Here is an 18,646-nt window from a genome sequence, read left to right on the forward strand (position 1 = left end):
ACCGTATGCGGCATCCTCCGACACGCCGTAGTGACGACACGCCGGTTTTCCAAGACTAACTAAGTTTCCAGGATTTCGCCGGTGGTCATATTGACCGCCGGAGCCCCCGCCATATCTTTATCGGCCAACCGGCTGCGCAGGTTAGCGGCCATGGCGGGACCGATGCCGGGAACCTGGCGCAGTTCCTCCTCCGTGGCCGCACGCAGTTTCTTCACGGAACCGAACTGCTTAAGCAGTGCCTGGCGTTTGGCCGGGCCGAGTCCGGGTACTTCGTCCAGCAGCGAAGCGGTCATGGATTTGCCGCGCTTCTGCCGGTGGAAGGTGATGGCAAAGCGGTGCGCCTCGTCGCGGATGCGCTGCAGCAGGAACAGGGCTTCGGAAGCACGCGGCAGGATCACCGGGAAGTCGCTGTTCGGCACCCATACTTCCTCCAGGCGCTTGGCGAGCCCCACCACCTGCACGTCCGTGATGCCCAGATCGTCCAGGGCCTTGGAGGCCGCGGCAACCTGGGGCTGCCCGCCGTCCACCACCACCAGGTTCGGCGGGTAGGCGAACTTGGCCTTTGGCGCCGGGGTCAGCGTGTCGGTCAGGGGCCGGACGTCGGCGTCGGGGCCGCCGGCGCGCTCGTCGGGCAGGTCCGTCGGGGCGTCGGGATCGGCGGCAGGGTCCGCATTCTCGGCCAGGTAGTTGCGGAAGCGGCGCGAAATAACGTCATACATGGACGCCGTGTCGTCCCGGGCTGCGTCGCCGGTGATGGAGAACTTGCGGTAGTCCGATTTCTTCGGCAGGCCGTCTTCAGCCACCACCATGGAGGCCACCACGTTGGTGCCGGAAACGTGGGAGATGTCGTAGCACTCGATGCGCAGCGGCGGGGAGGCCAGATCCAGGGCCTCCTGCAGTTCCTGCAGGGCAGCCGAACGGGTGGTAATGTCCCCGGCCCTGCGGCTTTTGTGCAGGCGCAGTGCATCCGATGCGTTCCGGGCCACGGTTTCCATCAGCGCTTTTTTGTCGCCACGCATGGGCACCCGGATGTCCACGCGGGCTCCGCGCAGTCCGTACAGCCATTCGGCAAGTTCTTCGGCGTTGGGCGGCAGCACGGGAACCAGCACCTGGCGCGGGATCCGGTCCGTGGAGTTTGCCGAGCCGTAGACCTGCTGGATCAGGTGTTCCACCAGGTCCGCGGTGTCGTTGTCCTCCACCTTTTCCACAACCCAGCCGCGCTGGCCGCGGATGCGCCCGCCGCGGACGTGGAAAACCTGGGCCGAGGCTTCCAGCTCGTCTTCTTCCAGGGCGAAGATGTCCGCGTCGGTGTCTTCGCTCAGGACTACGTTGTTGCGCTCGAAGACCTTCCGCAGGGCGGAGATGTCATCGCGGAGCCGGGCGGCGGATTCATAGTCCAGTTCGGCGACGGCTGCCTGCATCTCCTTTTCCAGGCCGGAGATGAAGCGTTTGCCCTCCCCCGCCATGAAGTCGCACAGTTCAGCGGCCAGCTGGCGGTGGTCCTCGGGGCTGATCCGTCCCACGCAGGGTGCGGAGCACTTGTCGATGTAGCCCAGCAGGCACGGCCGGCCGGTGCGCTCGGCCCGCTTGAACACTCCGCTGCTGCAGGTGCGGACCGGGAAGACGCGCAACAGCGTGTCGAGGGTTTCGCGGATGGCCTTGGCCGGATAGAACGGGCCGAAGTAGCGGGTGTCCTTGCGCCGGTCCCCCCGCATGACCTGCGCCCGCGGGTACTTCTCTCCCATGGTGACGGCCAGGTAGGGGTAGGACTTGTCGTCCCGGAACATGATGTTGAACCGGGGATTGAATTCCTTGATCCAGGTGTACTCGAGCTGCAGCGCTTCGAGCTCGGTGCCCACCACCGTCCATTCCACGCTGGCCGCGGTATGCACCATGGCACGCGTTTTGGGCATCAGCCCGCGCGGATTCGCGAAATAGGAGTTCAGGCGGGAGCGGAGGTTCTTGGCCTTGCCCACGTAAATGACCCGGCCGTGTTCATCCCGGAAACGGTAGACGCCCGGGGCGGTGGGGATCTCCCCTGTTTTCGGCCGGTAAGTTGCTGGATCTGCCACTTTTCCATCCTACGTTCGCCCGCGGGTGCGGCCGGACGACGCCGTGCGGTTTCGCCCGGCGCTGAACCCCGGGCGCCCTGGTGCGTGACCGCGCCTTACCCCTCGGGGCGGTTCCGGTTATAACTCTCGGAGCGTTCCTGGCCGCTCAGCTCGGCGATGGCGTCCATAACGCGGTCCGTGGCCTGGCGCCGGGCGGGCAGGGCGTGGTCCGGCCCGGTCTTTTGGAAGTACAGGGGCGGTCCCACCTTGAGGGTGAAGTGCCCGGGCTTGACGGTTTTCTTGCCCGCTGGCTGCAGGTTTTCCGTGCCGATCAGGCCCACGGGCACCACCGGGGCGCCGGAGGTCAGTGCCAGCCAGCCCACGCCGGTGCGGCCGCGGTACAGCAGTCCGTCGCGGGAACGGGTGCCCTCGGGATAGATCCCCACACCCCCGCCCTCCTCGAGGATGTCCAGCAGCGTCTTCAGCGCCGCGACGCTGGCGGCCTGCTGGTCCCGCTGCACCGGGATGGAACCGACACCCTCGAAGAAGCTCTTCATGGCGTAGCCCTTCAGCCCGGTGCCGGTGAAGTATTCGGCCTTGGCGAAGAATCCGACACGCCGCGGCAGCAGCGCCTGCACCAGCACGCTGTCCAGGAAGGACAAGTGATTGCAGGCGACGATAAAGGGCCCAGTGGCGGGAACATTCTCCAGGCCGGTGATGGTTGGCCGGCACAGCCCGCCCACGAATGCGCGGATACCTGTCCTGGTGAGGTTATACAGCGCCATGGAGTGCCGATCCGTTCCGTGCGTACCGCAGCACCGTATCCACCAGGTCATCAGCGGTGGCAACGACGGCGGCTGCACCTGCTTCTTCCAGCTCTCCTGCCGCTGCGAATCCCCAGGAGACGCCAATGCAGTCCAAGCCGTTGGCGGAGGCGCCCTCGACGTCGTGCCTTCGGTCGCCGATCATCACGGCGCGGTCATAGGAACCCTTGTGCCGGTCCAGGGCGGCGCGGATGATGCTGCGCTTGCCGTCCAGGGCGGCGGCGGCCTGCTCATCGGCAGGTGAGCCGTGCACGGACGCAAACAGGTCCGCAAGCTGCTGGACGCCGAGGAGTTCCGCGGCCAGCGGCTCGGGCTTCTGGGTGGCTACGGCAACCGTGTGGTTCTCCCGGAGGCGTTCGACAGCTGCTCGGATGCCGGGGTACGGACGGCTCTGTGCCATTCCGGACTCCCGGTAGCCGGCGCGGTAGCGTCCGATGACCTCGTCCAGCAGGTCGGCGGGAACCCCGGCAATGTCCCGCAGCGAGGTCACCAGAGCCGGACCGACCATTCGCTGCAGGTCCGCCCCTGAAGGCACCGGCAGGCCGCAGGCGGCAAGTGCGGCACTGATGCCGCCGGTGATGGCGTCCGCCGGGTCAACCAGCGTTCCATCCAAATCAAAAAGAACCAAGAGCCGGGGAGAAGTCACGGCCCAAGTTTGGCATACCAAAGCGGGCTAACGCGAAAAGGTATACCGGCGCAGGAATATGTCGGACCGCGACATATTCCTGCGCCGGCGTGCAGCCGGTGTGCCTTACGGGTTGAGGATCTCCGCCAGGAACGTGGCGGTGTGGCTGCCTTCGACCTTGGCCACCTTCTCCGGGGTGCCCGAGGCGACCACCTTGCCGCCGCCGGTGCCGCCGTCGGGACCCATATCGATGATCCAGTCGGCACTCTTGATCACGTCGAGGTTGTGCTCGATGGTCACCACCGTGTTGCCCTTGTCCACCAAGCCCTGCAGCACTTCCAGGAGCTTCCGGACGTCTTCGAAGTGCAGGCCCGTAGTGGGCTCGTCCAGCACGTAGATGCTGCGGCCGTTGGAACGCTTCTGCAGCTCGCTGGCCAGCTTCACACGCTGCGCCTCGCCCCCGGACAGCGTGGTGGCCGGCTGGCCCAGCCGGACATAGCCCAGGCCCACGTCCACCAGGGTGTTCAGGTGCCGGGAAATGGGCCCGAAGGCGGCGAAGAACTCCGCGGCTTCCTCGATAGGCATGTCCAGGACCTCGGCAATGTTCTTGCCCTTGTAGTGGACCTCCATGGTCTCCCGGTTGAACCGGGCGCCGTGGCATACCTCGCAGGGTACGTAAACGTCCGGCAGGAAGTTCATTTCGATCTTCAGGGTGCCGTCGCCGTGGCAGGCCTCGCAGCGCCCGCCCTTCACGTTGAAGGAGAACCGGCCCGGAAGGTAGCCGCGCACCTTCGCCTCGTTGGTCTCGGCGAAGAGCTTGCGGATGTGGTCCCAGACGCCGGTGTAGGTGGCCGGGTTGGAGCGCGGCGTGCGGCCGATGGGGCTCTGGTCCACATGGATAACCTTGTCCAGCTGCTCCAGGCCCTCCACCCGGGTGTGCCGGCCGGCCACATGCTTGGCGCCGTTGAGCTTGTTGGCCATGGTCTTGTACAGGATGTCGTTGATCAGGGTGGACTTGCCCGAACCGCTGACACCGGTCACTGCGGTGAACACGCCCAGGGGAATGTCCACGTTCAGGTTCTGCAGGTTGTTTTCCCGCGCCCCGACAATCTTCAGCTGGCGGGTCTTGTCCACCTTGCGCCGCTTGGCCGGGATCTCGATCTTCTTCCGGCCGGAGAGGTAGGCGCCGGTAATGGAACGCTCGTTCGTGAGCAGGTCCGCCAGCGAGCCGGAATGCACAATCTCGCCGCCGCGCTCCCCTGCCCCCGGGCCGACGTCGACAATCCAGTCCGCTTCCTGGATGGTGTCTTCGTCGTGTTCCACCACGATCAGGGTGTTGCCCAGGCTGCGCAGCCGGCTGAGGGTTTCGATCAGCCGCCGGTTGTCCTTCTGGTGCAGGCCGATGGACGGTTCATCCAGCACGTACAGCACGCCCACGAGGCCGGAGCCGATCTGCGTGGCCAGGCGGATGCGCTGGGCTTCGCCGCCGGACAGGGTTGCTGCCGGCCGGTTCAGGCTCAGGTATTCCAGCCCGACGTCGAGCAGGAAGGTCAGGCGGGCCTGGATTTCCTTCAGTACGTTGCTGGCAATCTGTGCTTCACGGCCGGTGAGCGTGAGTGTTCCGAGGAAGTCGGCGGCCTCGCGCAGCGGCAGGGCGCTGATCTCGGCAATGTTGCGGCCGTTGATCAGCACCGACAGGGACGCCGGGTTCAGGCGCGCGCCGCCGCACTCGGGGCAGGCGATTTCGCGCATGTACTCTTCGTACCGGTCGCGGGCATGGTCGGATTCGGTTTCCTGGTGCTTGCGGTGGATGTACTGGATGACGCCTTCGAAGCCGGTGCTGTACTTGCGTTCACGGCCGAAGCGGTTCCGGTACTGGACCACCACCTTGTGGTCCTTGCCGTTGAGCACGGCCTCGCGGACCTTGGCAGGCAACTTCTTCCACGGGGTGTCCATGGAGAAGCCCATGTCCTTGGCCAAGCCGTCGAGCAGCCGGTTCCAGTACTCGGTGGTGGCGGTGCCCAGGGACCAGGGCGCGATGGCGCCTTCGGCCAGGGACTTGGACGGGTCCGGGATGATCAGGTCCTCGTCCACCTCCAGCCGCGAGCCGATGCCGGTGCAGACCGGGCATGCACCGAAGGGGTTGTTGAAGGAGAAGGAGCGCGGCTCGATCTCGTCGATGGCCAGCGGGTGCTCGTTGGGGCAGGCCAGGTTTTCGGAGAAGGTGCGGGTGCGGTCCTCGCTGTCTTCGGGACGGTCCACGAAGTCCACCACCACGCGGCCGTCGGCCAGGCCGAGGGCGGTTTCCACGGAGTCGGTCAGCCGCTGCCGGATGCCTTCCTTGGCAACGAGGCGGTCCACCACCACTTCGATGTTGTGCTTGATCTGCTTGCCCAGCTTGGGCGGGTCGGAGAGCTGGATCTGCTTGCCGTCCACGCGGGCGCGGGAGTAGCCCTTGGCGGCGAGTTCCTTGAACAGGTCCACGAACTCGCCCTTGCGGCCGCGGACCACGGGGGCGAGGACCTGGTAGCGGGTGCCCTCTTCCAGTTCCAGGAGCTGGTCCACGATGGCCTGCGGGGTCTGGCGGCTGACGGGCTCGCCGCAGACGGGGCAGAACGGCCGGCCCACACGGGCCCAGAGCAGGCGCATGTAGTCGTGGATCTCGGTGATGGTGCCCACCGTGGAGCGCGGGTTCTTGCTGGTGGACTTCTGGTCGATGGAAACCGCGGGCGAGAGGCCCTCGATGAAGTCAACGTCAGGCTTGTCCACCTGGCCCAGGAACATGCGCGCGTAGGCGGAGAGTGACTCGACGTAGCGCCGCTGCCCCTCCGCGAAGATGGTGTCGAACGCCAGCGAGGACTTGCCCGAGCCGGAGAGGCCGGTGAAGACGATCATGGCGTCCCGCGGCAGGTCCAGGTCAACGTTTTGGAGGTTGTGCTCGCGCGCACCTTTCACTACCAGGCGGGAAAGGTCATTGGCAGTATGCGGCGCAAACGTGGTGTCCGCCGTCGTAAGAGTCGATTTAGGCACGTTTTCCACTCTAGTTCAAACGCTGATTCGAAAACGTATTCGAGGTGCGGTGTTTCGCCGCAGGCGAAGCGCTGGCCGCCCTATTGCAGGGCTGCACGCAGGAAGGAGACGGCTTCGTCAGGGGACACCCCGTTGGCGCGGACGGCATCAGCGTAGGTGCGCGCCGCCTCGGCCACCCTGGTCCGGCCGGTATCGCTGCCGGCGGCAATCACTGTGCCGGCGCGGGAACGGGTGGTGACCACCTGCGCCTGTTCCAGTTCCCGGTAGGCGCGGGCCACGGTGTTCACGGCCAGGCCAAGGTAGCCGGCCAGGGCACGGACCGGGGGCAGCCGGGTCCCGACGGCGAGCCGCCCCTCGTTTGCCGCGTCCAGGATCTGCAGGCGGAGCTGTTCATACGGCGGCACCGAACTGGCGGCATCAATGCGGATCCACTTGAGCACCCCGGCGTCGCTGCCGGCAGAGGTGCGCTGTGGGCTGGGATCAGAAGTCATGGTGCCATGCTAGTGCCCGGAAGGGTCGGCAGGTGCCGAAAGCCCCTGCTCCTGGGCGTCCGCCTGCCCGGCAAACTGGGAGCGGTACAGCTCGGAGTAGAACCCCTCCGCGGCCAGCAGTGCGTCATGGGTGCCCTGCTCCACGATCCGCCCGTCCCGCACCACCAGGATCACGTCCGCGTCGCGGATGGTGGACAGCCGGTGCGCAATGACGAAGCTGGTCCGGTCCTGCCGCAGGGCGTTCATGGCCAGGCGGATGGAAATCTCGGTGCGGGTGTCCACGGAGCTGGTGGCCTCGTCCAGGATCAGGATGGACGGGTCCGACAGCCAGGCCCGGGCGATGGTCAGCAGCTGCCGCTGGCCCTGGCTGAGCGTGCCGCCGTCGTAGCCGAGCACTGTGTCATACCCCTCCGGCAGGGACCGGACAAAGTGGTCCACGTGCGTAGCTGCCGCCGCGGCCCTGATGTCCTTCTCGGTAGCGTCCGGAGCGCCGTAGGCGAGGTTCTCCCGTACCGTGCCCTCGAAGAGCCACGCGTCCTGGAGCACCATGCCCATGGTGCTGCGCAGCTCCTCGCGGCGCAGCCGGGCAATGTCGGTTCCGTCGACGGTGATCCGCCCGGCGTCGACGTCGTAGAAACGCATCAGCAGGTTCACCAAGGTGGTTTTTCCCGCTCCCGTGGGACCGACAATGGCCACGGTCTGCCCCGGCTCCGCCGTGAACGACAGGTCCCGGATAAGCGGGGCCTCCGGGCTGTAGCTGAAGGAGACGTCCTCGAAGGCCACCCGGCCGCGCACGTTGTGCAGGTGTTCCGGCTGCACCGGATCCGGTTCCTGCTCCTTGGCGTCCAGCAGGGCGAACACCCGTTCAGCGGAGGCGACGCCGGACTGCAGCATGTTGATCAGCCCGCCCAGCTGCCCCAGCGGCTGGCTGAACTGCCGGCTGTACTGGACAAAGGCCTGCACTCCTCCGATGGACAGCTGGCCGTTGGCCACCTGCAGTCCGCCCACCACGGCAACGGCGACGTAGTTCAGGTTCGAAATGAACATCATGGCCGGCATGATGATCCCGGATACGAACTGGGCCCGGAACGCGGAGCGGAACAGCCGGTTGTTCGCCGGGGCAAAGCCCTCGATCACCCGCTGCTGCTGGCCGAAGGCCTTCACCACGTCCTGCCCGGTGAACATTTCCTCGATGTAGCCGTTGACCTCTCCGGTGGACTTCCACTGGGTCTTGAACTCCGCCTGCGAGCGCCGCGCGATAAGCACCGTCACCAGTGCGGAAACCGGCACCGTGATCACGGCGACCAGGGCCAGCAGCGGGGAGATGGAGATCATCATCGCCAGCACGCCGATGATGGTCAGCACCGAGGTGATGATCTGGGTCAGGCTCTGGGAGAGGGTCTGCGCCAGGTTGTCGATGTCATTGGTGACCCGGCTCAGTACGTCTCCGCGTGACTGCTGCTGGAAATGGGACATGGGCAGGCGGAACAGCTTCCCGTCCACGTCGCGGCGCAGCCGGTACATTGCGTTCTGCACAATCCGGGCCGTCACCCGGGCCTGGAACCAGCCGAACACGAAAGCGGCCAGGTAGATGGCCAGCACGCCCAGCAGGATCCCGCCCAGCCGGCCGAAGTCCAGCCCCTGCCCGGGCACCACATCCATGGCGGCGAGCATGTCGGCCAGTTTCCCCTCCCCCGTATCCCGGAGCGCCTGTACCTGTGCGTCCTTGCTCGTCCCCGCCGGAAGCCCCTGCCCGATGAACCCGTCGAAGATGACGTTGGTGGCCTCGCCCAGGATCCGGGGCGCGGAGACGGCGAGCGCCACGGAGACGACGGCAGAAAGCAGCACCGCAGCCACCCGCAGCCGGTCCGGGGCCATCAGTCCCATCAGCCGCCGGACACTGCCGGCGAAGTTCTCCGGCTTGGCGGCGGCTCCTGCGCCCGGGCGTCCCCGCATGGGCCCGCTCACGCTACTTCCTCCGCGGTGAGCTGCGAGGCAACGATCTCCCGGTACGTTGCCGTGGATTCCATCAGTTCGGCATGCGTTCCCTGTCCGACAATCCGGCCTTCGTCCAGGACCACGATCCGCGCTGCGTCGGTAATGGTGTTCACGCGCTGGGCCACCACAATCACGGTGGCATTGCGGGTCTGTGGTTTCAGCGCTGCCCGCAGCCGTGCGTCGGTGGCGAAGTCCAGCGCGGAGAAGCTGTCATCGAACAGGTAGATGGACGGGCGCACCACCAGCGCGCGGGCTATGGCCAGCCGCTGGCGCTGGCCTCCGGAGAAGTTCGCGCCGCCCTGCTCCACGGGATGCTCCAGCCCGCCCTCCCCGGCACGGACAAACGCGGCGGCCTGCGCCGTCTCCAGTGCAGCCCACAGCTCCTCGTCGGTAGCCTCGGGTTTGCCGAAGCGGAGGTTGGAGGCGATGGTGCCGCTGAAGAGGTAGGCGCGCTGCGGCACCAGGCCTATTCCGGCACGCAGCGATGACAGTGTCACTCCCGCTATGTCCTGCCCGTCCACCGCAATGCGCCCGGAGGTGGCGTCCAGCAGCCGGGGCACCAGGTTCAGCAGCGTGGTCTTCCCGGCACCCGTGGACCCGATGATCGCCGTGGTCTGTCCGGGCAGCGCCTCGAAGCTGATGTTGAACAGCACGGGATCCTCGGCACCCGGGTAGCTGTAGCCGACGTCGGTGAAGGTGAGCCGGCCGCCGTCGTACGCCAGCGTGCCAGCCCCCGGGGCGTCGCTGACGCTGGTGCGGGTATCCAGGACCTCATAGATCCGTTCCGCACAGACGGCAGCGCGGGGCAGCATCATGATCATGAACATGGACATCATGACCGCCATCAGGATCTGCATGATGTAGGCAATGAAGGCCGTCAGCGCACCGATCTGCATCTGCCCGTCGTCAATCCGGAACGCGCCGAACCAGATCACGGCAACAGTGGCCAGGTTCGCCACCAGCATGGCCGCGGGAAACAGCAGGGCCAGCAGCTGGCTGACGCGCAGCTGGGTGCCGGTGAGGTCGGCATTGGCGCCGGCGAACCGCTGTTCCTCGGAACGCTCGCGGATAAACGCCCGGATCACCGCAATGCCCATGATCTGCTCGCGCAGTACGGAGTTCACCCTGTCAATCTGCTTCTGCGCCCGCCGGAACAGCGGCACCAGGCGGCGCAGCACCAATCCGATCACCACAAACAGGGCCGGCAGGATCAGCAGCAGGATCCCCGAGAGCGGAATGTCCTGGTTCAGGGCCAGCAGCACGCCGCCCACCCCCATGATCGGGGCCGAGACCATCATGGTGAACGTCATCAGCAGGGTCATCTGCACCTGCTGCACGTCATTGGTGGTCCGGGTAATCAGCGACGGCGGACCGAACAGGCCCACCTCGCGGGAAGAGAACGTCTCCACGTTGGTGAAAAGCTGCGACCGGATGTTCCGCCCGGCGCTCATGGCCACCCGGGAGGCCAGATAGGTGGCGGCAACCGAACACACCACCTGGCCGGCCGTGACCGCGAGCATCCAGCCGCCGACGTCGAGGATCACCCCGGTATCTCCGGTGACGACGCCGCGGTCAATGATGTCTGCATTCAGTGTGGGAAGGTACAGCGTGGCCGCGGTCTGCAGCAGCTGCAGGAGAACGACGGCGGCGACCGCGCCTCTATAGGGGGCGAGGTTCTGCCGGACCAGCCTCAGGAGCATCCTTGCAACTTACGCCCGTCCGCGGGCGTAAGACAATAGCGCCACGGGCCGGGTTCGGAAGCCCCTGCCCGGCTAGACTTGCCGGATGGAAGATCTGCAGAACATCACCATCCGCAGCGTGTCCGTGGGCACCATGGACAACAACGTGTACCTGCTCACCGACAAGGAGTCCGGTGTCCAGGTGCTCATTGACGCGGCGGACGACTTCCCCGCGATCCGGCGCCTGCTGGGCGAGGGGGCTGCCGATGCCCAGGCCCCCGCGCGGCTTGGAACGGTCATCACCACACACAGCCACTGGGACCATGTGCGGGCCCTGGCAGAGACCGTAGCGGAGACGGGGTCACGTACCGCAGCCGGCACGGAAGACATTCCGGACATCGAGGTTCCCACGTTGCTGCCGCTGGAACACGGCGATACCGTGCCCTTCGGCGGAGCCGAACTCGAGGCGATCAAGCTGCGCGGACACACACCCGGCTCCGTGGCACTGCTCTACCGGGACCCGTCCGGCCCTGCGCACCTCTTCACCGGGGATTCGCTGTTTCCGGGCGGACTGGGCAATACCCAGAAGGATCCGGAGCGGTTTGCGTCCCTGTACCGCGACGTATTCGAACGTGTGTTCGAATACTTGCCGGATGACACCGTGGTGCACCCCGGGCACGGGGCGGCCACCACCCTGGGTGCGGAGCGCCCGCACCTGCAGGAATGGAAGGAACGCGGCTGGTAAAACCGGCTACCGGCCGCGCGGAAAGCTTCCGCCCGAGGCCTGGCCCTGCTTCCGCCCGACCATAAACAGCCGGCGGAACGGGAACACCGTTCCCCACCCTTCCGACGGATAGGCCTCTTCCAGCAATTCGGCGTACTCCGCCTCGAACTGGAAAAAGTCCGCTTCGGACAGGGCATTGATGACCGGCCGCAGCGCGGTCCCGCGCACCCAGTCCAATACCGGGTCCGTTCCGTACAGGACCTGCTGGTAGGTGGTTTCCCATACATCGGCCGCAAAGCCGGCCTCGGTCAGCAATGCCAGGTAATCCTCCGGTTCATCCACGGCATCGCTGTGGCGCAGCACCCCCTGCAGCTTGCCGGCCCACTCGGCGCTCGCCGCCAGTTCCCGCAGCAGCACGTGGGAGGGTGCATTAAAGTTGCCCGGTACCTGCACGGCCAGCCAGGCGCCGTCGTCGAGCGCCATTGCCCAGCGCTGCAGCAGGTCCTGATGTCCCGGCACCCACTGCAGGGCGGCGTTGGACACAACGACGCCGGTGCCGGGGGCCGGCTCCCAGTCCTCGATCCGGCCGTGCACGAAGTCCAGGTTCGGCGGCACGTCCTCCAGCCCCCGGGCGGCTTCGATCATGTCGCGGGAGGAATCCACCCCCGTGACCTGCGCCCCGGGCCAACGGGCAGCGAGCGCCGCGGTCAGGGCGCCGGTGCCGCAGCCCAAATCCACCACCCGCCGGGGTGAGGATGCCGCTATCCGGGCGGTGAGGTCGAAGAATGGCCGGTCCCGGTGCGAGGAGAACTGTGTGTACTTGTCCGGATCCCATTTCATGCCGCCGAGCCTAGCCGCTGCTGAGGCCGTAAAACGGGATCGGCGCGGCCCGATAGTCTGGTATGGACATGAAACTTCTTGAGCAGCTGCCCTCCCCGGATTCCGCCACCCGCACCGTTGACCCCGACGAGACCTACACGTCCTTCCTGGAGTGGGTCGAGAGCCGGGGAATGTCGCTGTACCCCGCCCAGGACGAAGCTGTCATGGAGCTGGTGACCGGCAACAACGTCATCCTGGCCACCCCCACCGGGTCCGGTAAGTCGATGGTGGCCATTGCCGCGCACTTCTATGCCATGGCCCAAGACGAGCGCAGCTACTACACCGCCCCCATCAAGGCCCTGGTATCGGAGAAGTTCTTCGCGCTGTGCGAGATCTTCGGGGCGGAGAACGTGGGCATGGTCACCGGCGATTCCTCGGTGAACAAGGACGCGCCCATCATCTGCTGCACTGCGGAGATCCTGGCCAACATTGCCCTGCGCGAAGGCCCGGACGCGGACCTGGGCACCGTCATCATGGACGAGTTCCACTTCTACTCGGATCCGCAGCGCGGCTGGGCCTGGCAGGTGCCGCTGCTGGAGCTGCCGCAGGCGCAGTTCCTGCTGATGTCCGCCACCCTGGGCGACATGACCCGCATCGCCAACGAACTGAGCGAGCTGACCAACCGCGACACGGTGACGGTCTCCTCCGTGCAGCGGCCCATCCCGCTGCACTACTACTACGTGGAAACGCCGGTCCAGGAATCACTGGAGGAACTGCTGGCCACCAAGCAGGTCCCGGTGTACGTGGTGCACTTCTCTCAGATCGAGGCCATTGACCGGGCGCAGGCGCTGATGAGCATCAACGTCTGCACCCGGGAGGAAAAGGACCGGATCGCGGAGCTGATTGCCGGGTTCCGGTTTGCCCCCGGATTCGGCAAGACGCTGAACCGGCTGGTGCGGCACGGGATCGGCGTGCACCACGCCGGCATGCTGCCCAAATACCGCCGCCTGGTTGAACAGCTGGCGCAGGCCGGATTGCTCAAGGTCATCTGCGGCACCGACACCCTGGGTGTGGGCATCAACGTGCCCATCCGCACGGTGCTGATCACGGCGCTGTCCAAGTACGACGGCACCCGCACCCGGCCGCTGAAGGTCCGCGAGTTCCACCAGATTGCCGGACGCGCCGGGCGGGCCGGCTATGACACGGCCGGCACCGTGGTGGTCCAGGCGCCGGACCACGTGATCGAAAACGCCAAGGCCATGGCCAAGGCGCACGCGAAGTTCGGCGACGACCAGAAGAAACTGCGCCAGGTGGTGAAGAAGAAACCGCAGGCCGGTTTTGTGTCCTGGGGCAAGCCGACCTTCGAGAAACTGGTGGACGGCACCCCGGAGCCGCTGACCTCCAGCTTCAACATCACCCACTCCATGCTGCTGAACCTGCTGGAGCGTCCGGGTGACCCGTTTGCCGCGGCGAAGAAGCTGCTCACGCACAACCACGAGACGCGTTCCTCGCAGCTGGCGCTGATGAAGAAGGCTTTGAGCATCTACCGCGAGCTGAAGACCGCCGGCATTGTCGAAGTGCTGCCCGAGCCCGACGCCGACGGGCGCACGGTTCGGCTGAAGGTCCACCTGCAGCCGAACTTTGCCCTGAACCAGCCGCTGTCCCCGTTCGCCATGGCCTCCCTGGAGATCCTGGACCCGGACAGCCCGTCCTACGCGCTGGACGTGGTGTCCGTGATCGAAGCCATCATGGAAAAGCCCCGCCAGGTGCTCTCCGCCCAGGAGAAGAAGGCCCGCGGCGAGGCAATCGCGGCCATGAAATCCCAGGGCATCGAGTACGACGAGCGGATGGCCCTGCTCGAAGAGGTCACCTACGCCCAGCCGCTGGCTGAGCTGCTGGAACAGTCCTTCGAGGTCTACCGGTCCGGCGCCCCCTGGCTGGGCGAGTTCGAGCTCAGCCCCAAGTCGATTGTCCGGGACATGTACGAACGCGCCATGAGTTTCGGCGAGTACGTGGCCTTCTACTCCCTGGCGCGCTCCGAGGGTGTGCTGCTGCGCTACCTCTCGGACACCTACAAGGCACTGCTGCACACCGTTCCCCCGGAGCGGCTGCGGGAGGATCTGGAGGACATCATCGAGTGGCTGGGCGAACTGGTCCGGCAGACCGATTCCTCGCTGCTGGACGAATGGGAGGAACTGACCTCCGGCGTCGATCCGGCCGCCACGGATGAACCCGTCCTGCCGCCTGCCCCGGACCGGCTCACCTCCAATGTGCGGGCCTTCCGGGTGATGGTGCGCAACGAAATGTTCTCCCGGGTGAAGCTGTTTGCCGACGAGGATGACCGCGCCCTGGGCGAGCTCGACGGCGACGCCGGCTGGGACGCCGACCGCTGGGCCCAGGTGCTGGACGCCTACTTCGAGGAACACGACGACATCGACGACGGCCCCGACGGCCGCGGCCCGGACCTGCTGATCATCACGGAAGTTCCCGGCAAGTGGAACGTGCGGCAGATCTTCAAGGATCCGGCGGGCCACCTTGACTGGGGCATCACCGCGGAGGTGGACCTGGCGGCGTCGGACGAAGCCGGCAGCCCGGTCATCAGGGTGATCTCCGCCGGACGGCTGGATTAGGCTGGACCCCATGCAGATCCGCCCCGCACGCAAAGAAGATGTCCCCGTCATCCTGGAACTGATCCATGACCTGGCGATCTATGAAAAAGAGCCGCACGCCGTGAAAAACACGGCCGAGGCGCTGGAAAAGAACCTTTTCGGGGACCATCCGGCAATTTTCGCCCACGTGGCGGTGTACCAGGGTGCAGTGCAGGGCTTCGCGCTGTGGTTCCTGAACTACTCCACCTGGGAAGGTGTGCACGGCATTTACCTTGAGGACCTGTATGTGCGTCCTGAGGCGCGGGCCAAGGGCATGGGCAAGGCACTGCTGCGCACCCTGGCGAACATCGCCGTGGAGCGCGGCTATGCGCGGGTGGAATGGTGCGTGCTGAACTGGAACGAACCCTCCATCCGGTTCTACAAGTCCCTGGGGGCCCTGCCGCAGGATGAGTGGACCACGTTCCGGCTCACCGGCGAGGCGCTGGCCTCCTTCGGCGGTGCCGAATGAACGCGCCCGTCCCCCACGCGGCGTCGCGCACCTACCGGGTCCGCGGCATGAACGTAACCGAGCACCGGTTCACCGTGCCGCTGGACCACTCGGTGCCCGACGGCGAAACGATCACCGTGTTCGCGCGCGAGTATTCCGACGCCGGGCAGCGCCCGGCCATGGTGCAGGAACTGCCCTGGCTGCTGTACCTGCAGGGCGGACCCGGCGGAAAGGGCAACCGGCTGCTGCAGTTCGGCGGCTGGACGAAGGCCGCTTCCAAGCACTTCCGCATCCTGATGCTGGACCAGCGGGGCACCGGTCTTTCCACCCCGGCGGACCGGCAGACCCTGGCCCTGCGCGGCGATGCCGCAGCACAGGCTGCGTACCTGACGCATTTCCGGGCCGATTCCATCGTGGCCGACGCCGAGCTGATCCGGCAGGCGCTGGGCTCGGGACCGTGGACCACCTACGGACAGAGTTACGGCGGCTTCTGCACGCTCACGTACCTGTCCTTTGCCCCCGAAGGGCTGCGTGAATCTCTGATCACCGGCGGACTGGCACCGCTGTCCGGTCCCGCTGACCGGGTCTACGACGCGACCTTCCGCCGGGTGGCTGCCCGCAACGCCGAATACTTTGCCCGCTATCCGGAAGACCGCGAGCTGACCACACGGATTGCCCGGCACCTGGAGGCCGTGCCCGAGTTCCTGCCTTGCGGGGAACGGCTCAGCGTACAGCGCTTCCAGATGGCCGGTTCCTATCTGGGCGGCAACACCCGGGTGGACGGGCTGCATCATCTGCTGGAGGAAGCCTTTGTGCCGGCACCCGGAGGCGAACGGCTCTCCGACACCTTCCTGGAGACTGTGCACGGGCTGGTCAGCCGCGCTTCCAACCCGCTCTACGCGCTGATGCATGAGTCGATCTACGGGCAGGGATCCGCCACGGACTGGGCGGCGTGGCGGGTGCTGAAGTCCTACCCGGAGTTTGAGCCCACCGCCGAAGCGCCGTTGTTCACCGGCGAAATGGTCTACCCCTGGTACTTCGACGAGGATCCGGCGCTGGTGCCCCTGAAACAGACCGCGGAACTGCTGGCCCGCAAAGCGGACTGGGTGCCGCTGTACGACGCCGGCCGGCTGGCCGGCAACACCGTGCCCGTGGCCGCTGCGGTATACACGGATGACATCTACGTGGACCGGGATATCTCGCTGGAGACGGCCGCCGCCGTCCAGGGACTAAAGGTCTGGGAGAGCGCCGACTACCACCACGACGGTATTGCCGACGACGGCGAGGCCATCTTCGACCGGCTGCTGGGCATGGTGCGCGGCGGGGAATAACCGGGGGGGGGGTAACCGGGGGGGGTAACCGGGTTAGAGCGGGCGGTCCGCCAGTTTCCGGACCCAGTCCGGGGTGGTCTTGCCGAGCTTGCGGTCCGTGGTCAGCCGCAGCCGGGCGGCCCTGATCTGCACGCGTTCCTGGTCCCGCCCCTGCTCCGTATTATGGCCGGCGGACTCGGAGCGGCCGGGAGTCTTATTTCCCTGTGACAGTGCTGCCGTAGTCATGGTCAGCCTCCTTCGTTCCGGGTGTGCTCGCTAGTTCATTCTCACTCATCCGGGCGTCCGCGTCCACGACTGCCGTCAGCGGGCGCGCCCACGCGATGCTGATGATGGCGGTTTCCTCCTCCCCGGCCAGGTCGCTCTGGGCCAGCAGGTCCAGCACTCCCAGCCCGGTCTCCTGCCGCCGGGGATCTTCGGACATGGACGCCTCGATGGCCCACTGGGCGCGGTTCCACCATTCTGAACGCTGGTCCGCCTTCCGGCGCTGCTCCAGTGTTTTCCAGCCGATGATGAAGGTCAGGATGGCCGCAGCCAGCACGGCCAGCGGTCCCAGGGCTCCGAGGATCTCCCACCACGGGGCGCCGACGACGGCGGCCGGCTCAGGCGCGGCAGGAGGCGTCGGCACGGTGAAAGGCGGGACCATGTCACAAGCCTAACCGCGGGGCCCCCGGCCACTGGCGCGGCACGCTACCCGGCCCCTGCCGTTTTCCCCGTTTCGACCTGCCGTTTCCCCTGCCGTTTCCCCCTGCCGGCTGCGCTAGGGTGAGGAGATGGATACTCGACCCTACTACTTGGTCGCCACGGCGGGGAACCCCAATTTCGGCGACGAATTCATCACTGCTTCATGGCTCAGGCACCTGGCTGCAACGTCCCCGGACACCGAAGTATGGCTGGACTGCCCCCAGCCGGGTATGGCGGATCTGTTGTTCGGCAATCTCCATCCTCGGCTCCGGACCACCAACACGCTGTGGCGCGCGGTCGGAGAAGCTGCGGCAGCGCTGTCCCCGGAAGAGGTCCCGCAGAGGGTTGCCGGCCTGGTTCGGAACCTCGGATCAGCGGCCTATGACCTCGGTCTGCTCAAGCTGCGCGAGGTCCAGTCGCTGCACCTCCTGGGCGGGGGCTATGTGAACGGAGTGTGGCCGCAGCACGCCGGACTCGTGGCTGGCATGCAGGCCGTCAAGGAGCTGACCGGCGCAAGGCTGTACGCCACCGGGCAGGGCCTGATGCCATTGGCGGTCGCCGAAGAGGACGCCGCCGGACTGTTCGGGGATTTTGACTATGTCAGTGTCCGCGACGATCAGAGCGCTGCGGCTTTCTCAGCCAAACGGGGACTGGATGATGCGTTCCTGGGAGTCGAAGCGGAGATCGCCAGGTCCGACGGCCCCGAAGGGATCTTCGTCTGCATCCAGGAAGACATGAACGATGAAGGCAGGTTCCACCAGGCGGTAGCCTCGGCGCGCACCCTGATTGAGCAGCTGACGCTCGACGGCACGCCTGTCTACTATGTGGAAGCCATCCCGGGGGTCGACCATACGGCGTACGCCCTCCTGGCGGATTTGATCCCTGCGGAGAACTTCTATCCCTTTGTCCGGGTATGGCAGGAAGGGCTTCCAATTGGTCCGCGCCAGCAATGGATCACCACGCGCTTCCACTTCCATTTCCTTGCTGCGGCAGCCGGGGCAAGGGGCGTCGCGCTTAGCGTGAAAGAAGGCTACTACGACGTCAAGCATGCGTCCCTGACCACGCTGGGCAGCGGATGGACCGTGGATACCGGAAACGGCGGTCCGCTGTCCATGCCGAAGGTCCCCGGCACGCTGAAGAATTCGCTGGGATTGCGAATCGAACAGAAGCGTGCGGAGGCCGCACGCCTGTACCCGGCCGAAAACCGTCCGGCAGGTATCCGCTCGCTGCGGAGCAAAGCCCTGACAGCCCTAAGCCGTTAGCGTCCTTACCGCCCGGCCAGCATTGCCCGCGCAAT

15 protein-coding genes are annotated in these 18,646 nt (G+C 66.4%); 5 read left to right on the plus strand and 10 right to left on the minus strand.

Going from position 1 to position 18,646, the window contains the following annotated elements:
- Positions 1-59: 59 nt before the first annotated feature.
- From uvrC to LOC57_RS08625, 7 genes are all read right to left on the minus strand, one after another.
- Positions 60-2,072 carry an excinuclease ABC subunit UvrC gene (gene uvrC, locus LOC57_RS08595; protein WP_229959152.1) on the minus strand — a complete coding sequence of 671 codons (2,013 nt, stop codon included), beginning with the start codon at positions 2,070-2,072 and terminating at the stop codon, positions 60-62.
- Positions 2,073-2,167: 95 nt separating this feature from the next.
- Positions 2,168-2,836, minus strand: coding sequence for a lysophospholipid acyltransferase family protein (locus LOC57_RS08600; protein ID WP_227911319.1), 669 nt, complete (start codon positions 2,834-2,836; stop codon positions 2,168-2,170).
- Complete coding sequence (locus tag LOC57_RS08605) at positions 2,823-3,521, minus strand: HAD hydrolase-like protein (RefSeq protein WP_229959154.1); 699 nt, start codon at positions 3,519-3,521, stop codon at positions 2,823-2,825. The genes LOC57_RS08600 and LOC57_RS08605 overlap by 14 nt, the downstream gene beginning before the upstream one ends.
- A 105-nt stretch (positions 3,522-3,626) precedes the next feature.
- Positions 3,627-6,530 carry an excinuclease ABC subunit UvrA gene (gene uvrA / locus LOC57_RS08610; RefSeq protein ID WP_229959156.1) on the minus strand — a complete coding sequence of 968 codons (2,904 nt, stop codon included), beginning with the start codon at positions 6,528-6,530 and terminating at the stop codon, positions 3,627-3,629.
- Between the two features lie 80 nt (positions 6,531-6,610).
- Positions 6,611-7,021, minus strand: coding sequence for a GntR family transcriptional regulator (locus LOC57_RS08615; RefSeq protein WP_227911316.1), 411 nt, complete (start codon positions 7,019-7,021; stop codon positions 6,611-6,613).
- Positions 7,022-7,030: 9 nt separating this feature from the next.
- On the minus strand, positions 7,031-8,977 hold the full coding sequence (locus tag LOC57_RS08620) for an ABC transporter ATP-binding protein (RefSeq protein ID WP_229959561.1): 1,947 nt from the start codon (positions 8,975-8,977) through the stop codon (positions 7,031-7,033).
- 8 nt (positions 8,978-8,985) lie between these two features.
- Positions 8,986-10,719, minus strand: a complete 1,734-nt coding sequence (locus tag LOC57_RS08625; RefSeq protein ID WP_229959158.1) for an ABC transporter ATP-binding protein — start codon at positions 10,717-10,719, stop codon at positions 8,986-8,988.
- An 85-nt stretch (positions 10,720-10,804) separates the two neighbouring features.
- Between LOC57_RS08625 and LOC57_RS08630 the strand changes: the two genes are divergently transcribed.
- Entirely contained in the window at positions 10,805-11,443 is a 639-nt protein-coding gene (locus tag LOC57_RS08630; protein WP_229959160.1) for an MBL fold metallo-hydrolase, read from the plus strand.
- Positions 11,444-11,449: 6 nt separating this feature from the next.
- Here the strand turns inward: LOC57_RS08630 and LOC57_RS08635 are convergent, their stop codons facing one another.
- Positions 11,450-12,262, minus strand: coding sequence for a trans-aconitate 2-methyltransferase (locus LOC57_RS08635; RefSeq protein WP_229959162.1), 813 nt, complete (start codon positions 12,260-12,262; stop codon positions 11,450-11,452).
- A gap of 68 nt (positions 12,263-12,330) precedes the next feature.
- Between LOC57_RS08635 and LOC57_RS08640 the strand changes: the two genes are divergently transcribed.
- The 3 genes from LOC57_RS08640 to LOC57_RS08650 are packed head-to-tail and all read left to right on the plus strand — an operon-like array spanning position 12,331 to position 16,668.
- Entirely contained in the window at positions 12,331-14,871 is a 2,541-nt protein-coding gene (locus LOC57_RS08640) for a DEAD/DEAH box helicase (RefSeq protein WP_227926594.1), read from the plus strand.
- A 10-nt stretch (positions 14,872-14,881) separates the two neighbouring features.
- Positions 14,882-15,358, plus strand: coding sequence for a GNAT family N-acetyltransferase (locus tag LOC57_RS08645; protein WP_227911312.1), 477 nt, complete (start codon positions 14,882-14,884; stop codon positions 15,356-15,358).
- On the plus strand, positions 15,355-16,668 hold the full coding sequence (locus LOC57_RS08650) for an alpha/beta fold hydrolase (RefSeq protein WP_227911311.1): 1,314 nt from the start codon (positions 15,355-15,357) through the stop codon (positions 16,666-16,668). Before LOC57_RS08645 ends, LOC57_RS08650 begins: the two co-directional genes overlap by 4 nt.
- Positions 16,669-16,701: 33 nt before the next feature.
- Here LOC57_RS08650 and LOC57_RS08655 read toward each other — a convergent pair whose 3' ends face one another.
- Positions 16,702-16,893: a hypothetical protein gene (locus LOC57_RS08655; protein ID WP_227911310.1), complete on the minus strand. Its 192-nt coding sequence runs from the start codon at positions 16,891-16,893 to the stop codon at positions 16,702-16,704.
- Positions 16,862-17,311, minus strand: coding sequence for a hypothetical protein (locus LOC57_RS08660; RefSeq protein ID WP_227911309.1), 450 nt, complete (start codon positions 17,309-17,311; stop codon positions 16,862-16,864). Before LOC57_RS08660 ends, LOC57_RS08655 begins: the two co-directional genes overlap by 32 nt.
- Before the next feature lie 127 nt (positions 17,312-17,438).
- Here LOC57_RS08660 and LOC57_RS08665 point away from each other — a divergent pair, with 127 nt between their 5' ends.
- Positions 17,439-18,611 (plus strand): polysaccharide pyruvyl transferase family protein, encoded by a 1,173-nt coding sequence (locus tag LOC57_RS08665; RefSeq protein WP_229959164.1) that lies wholly within the window; start codon positions 17,439-17,441, stop codon positions 18,609-18,611.
- Positions 18,612-18,646 lie beyond the last annotated feature (35 nt).

The organism is Arthrobacter sp. zg-Y750 (assembly GCF_020907365.1).
In the GTDB taxonomy this organism is placed as follows: domain Bacteria; phylum Actinomycetota; class Actinomycetes; order Actinomycetales; family Micrococcaceae; genus Arthrobacter_B.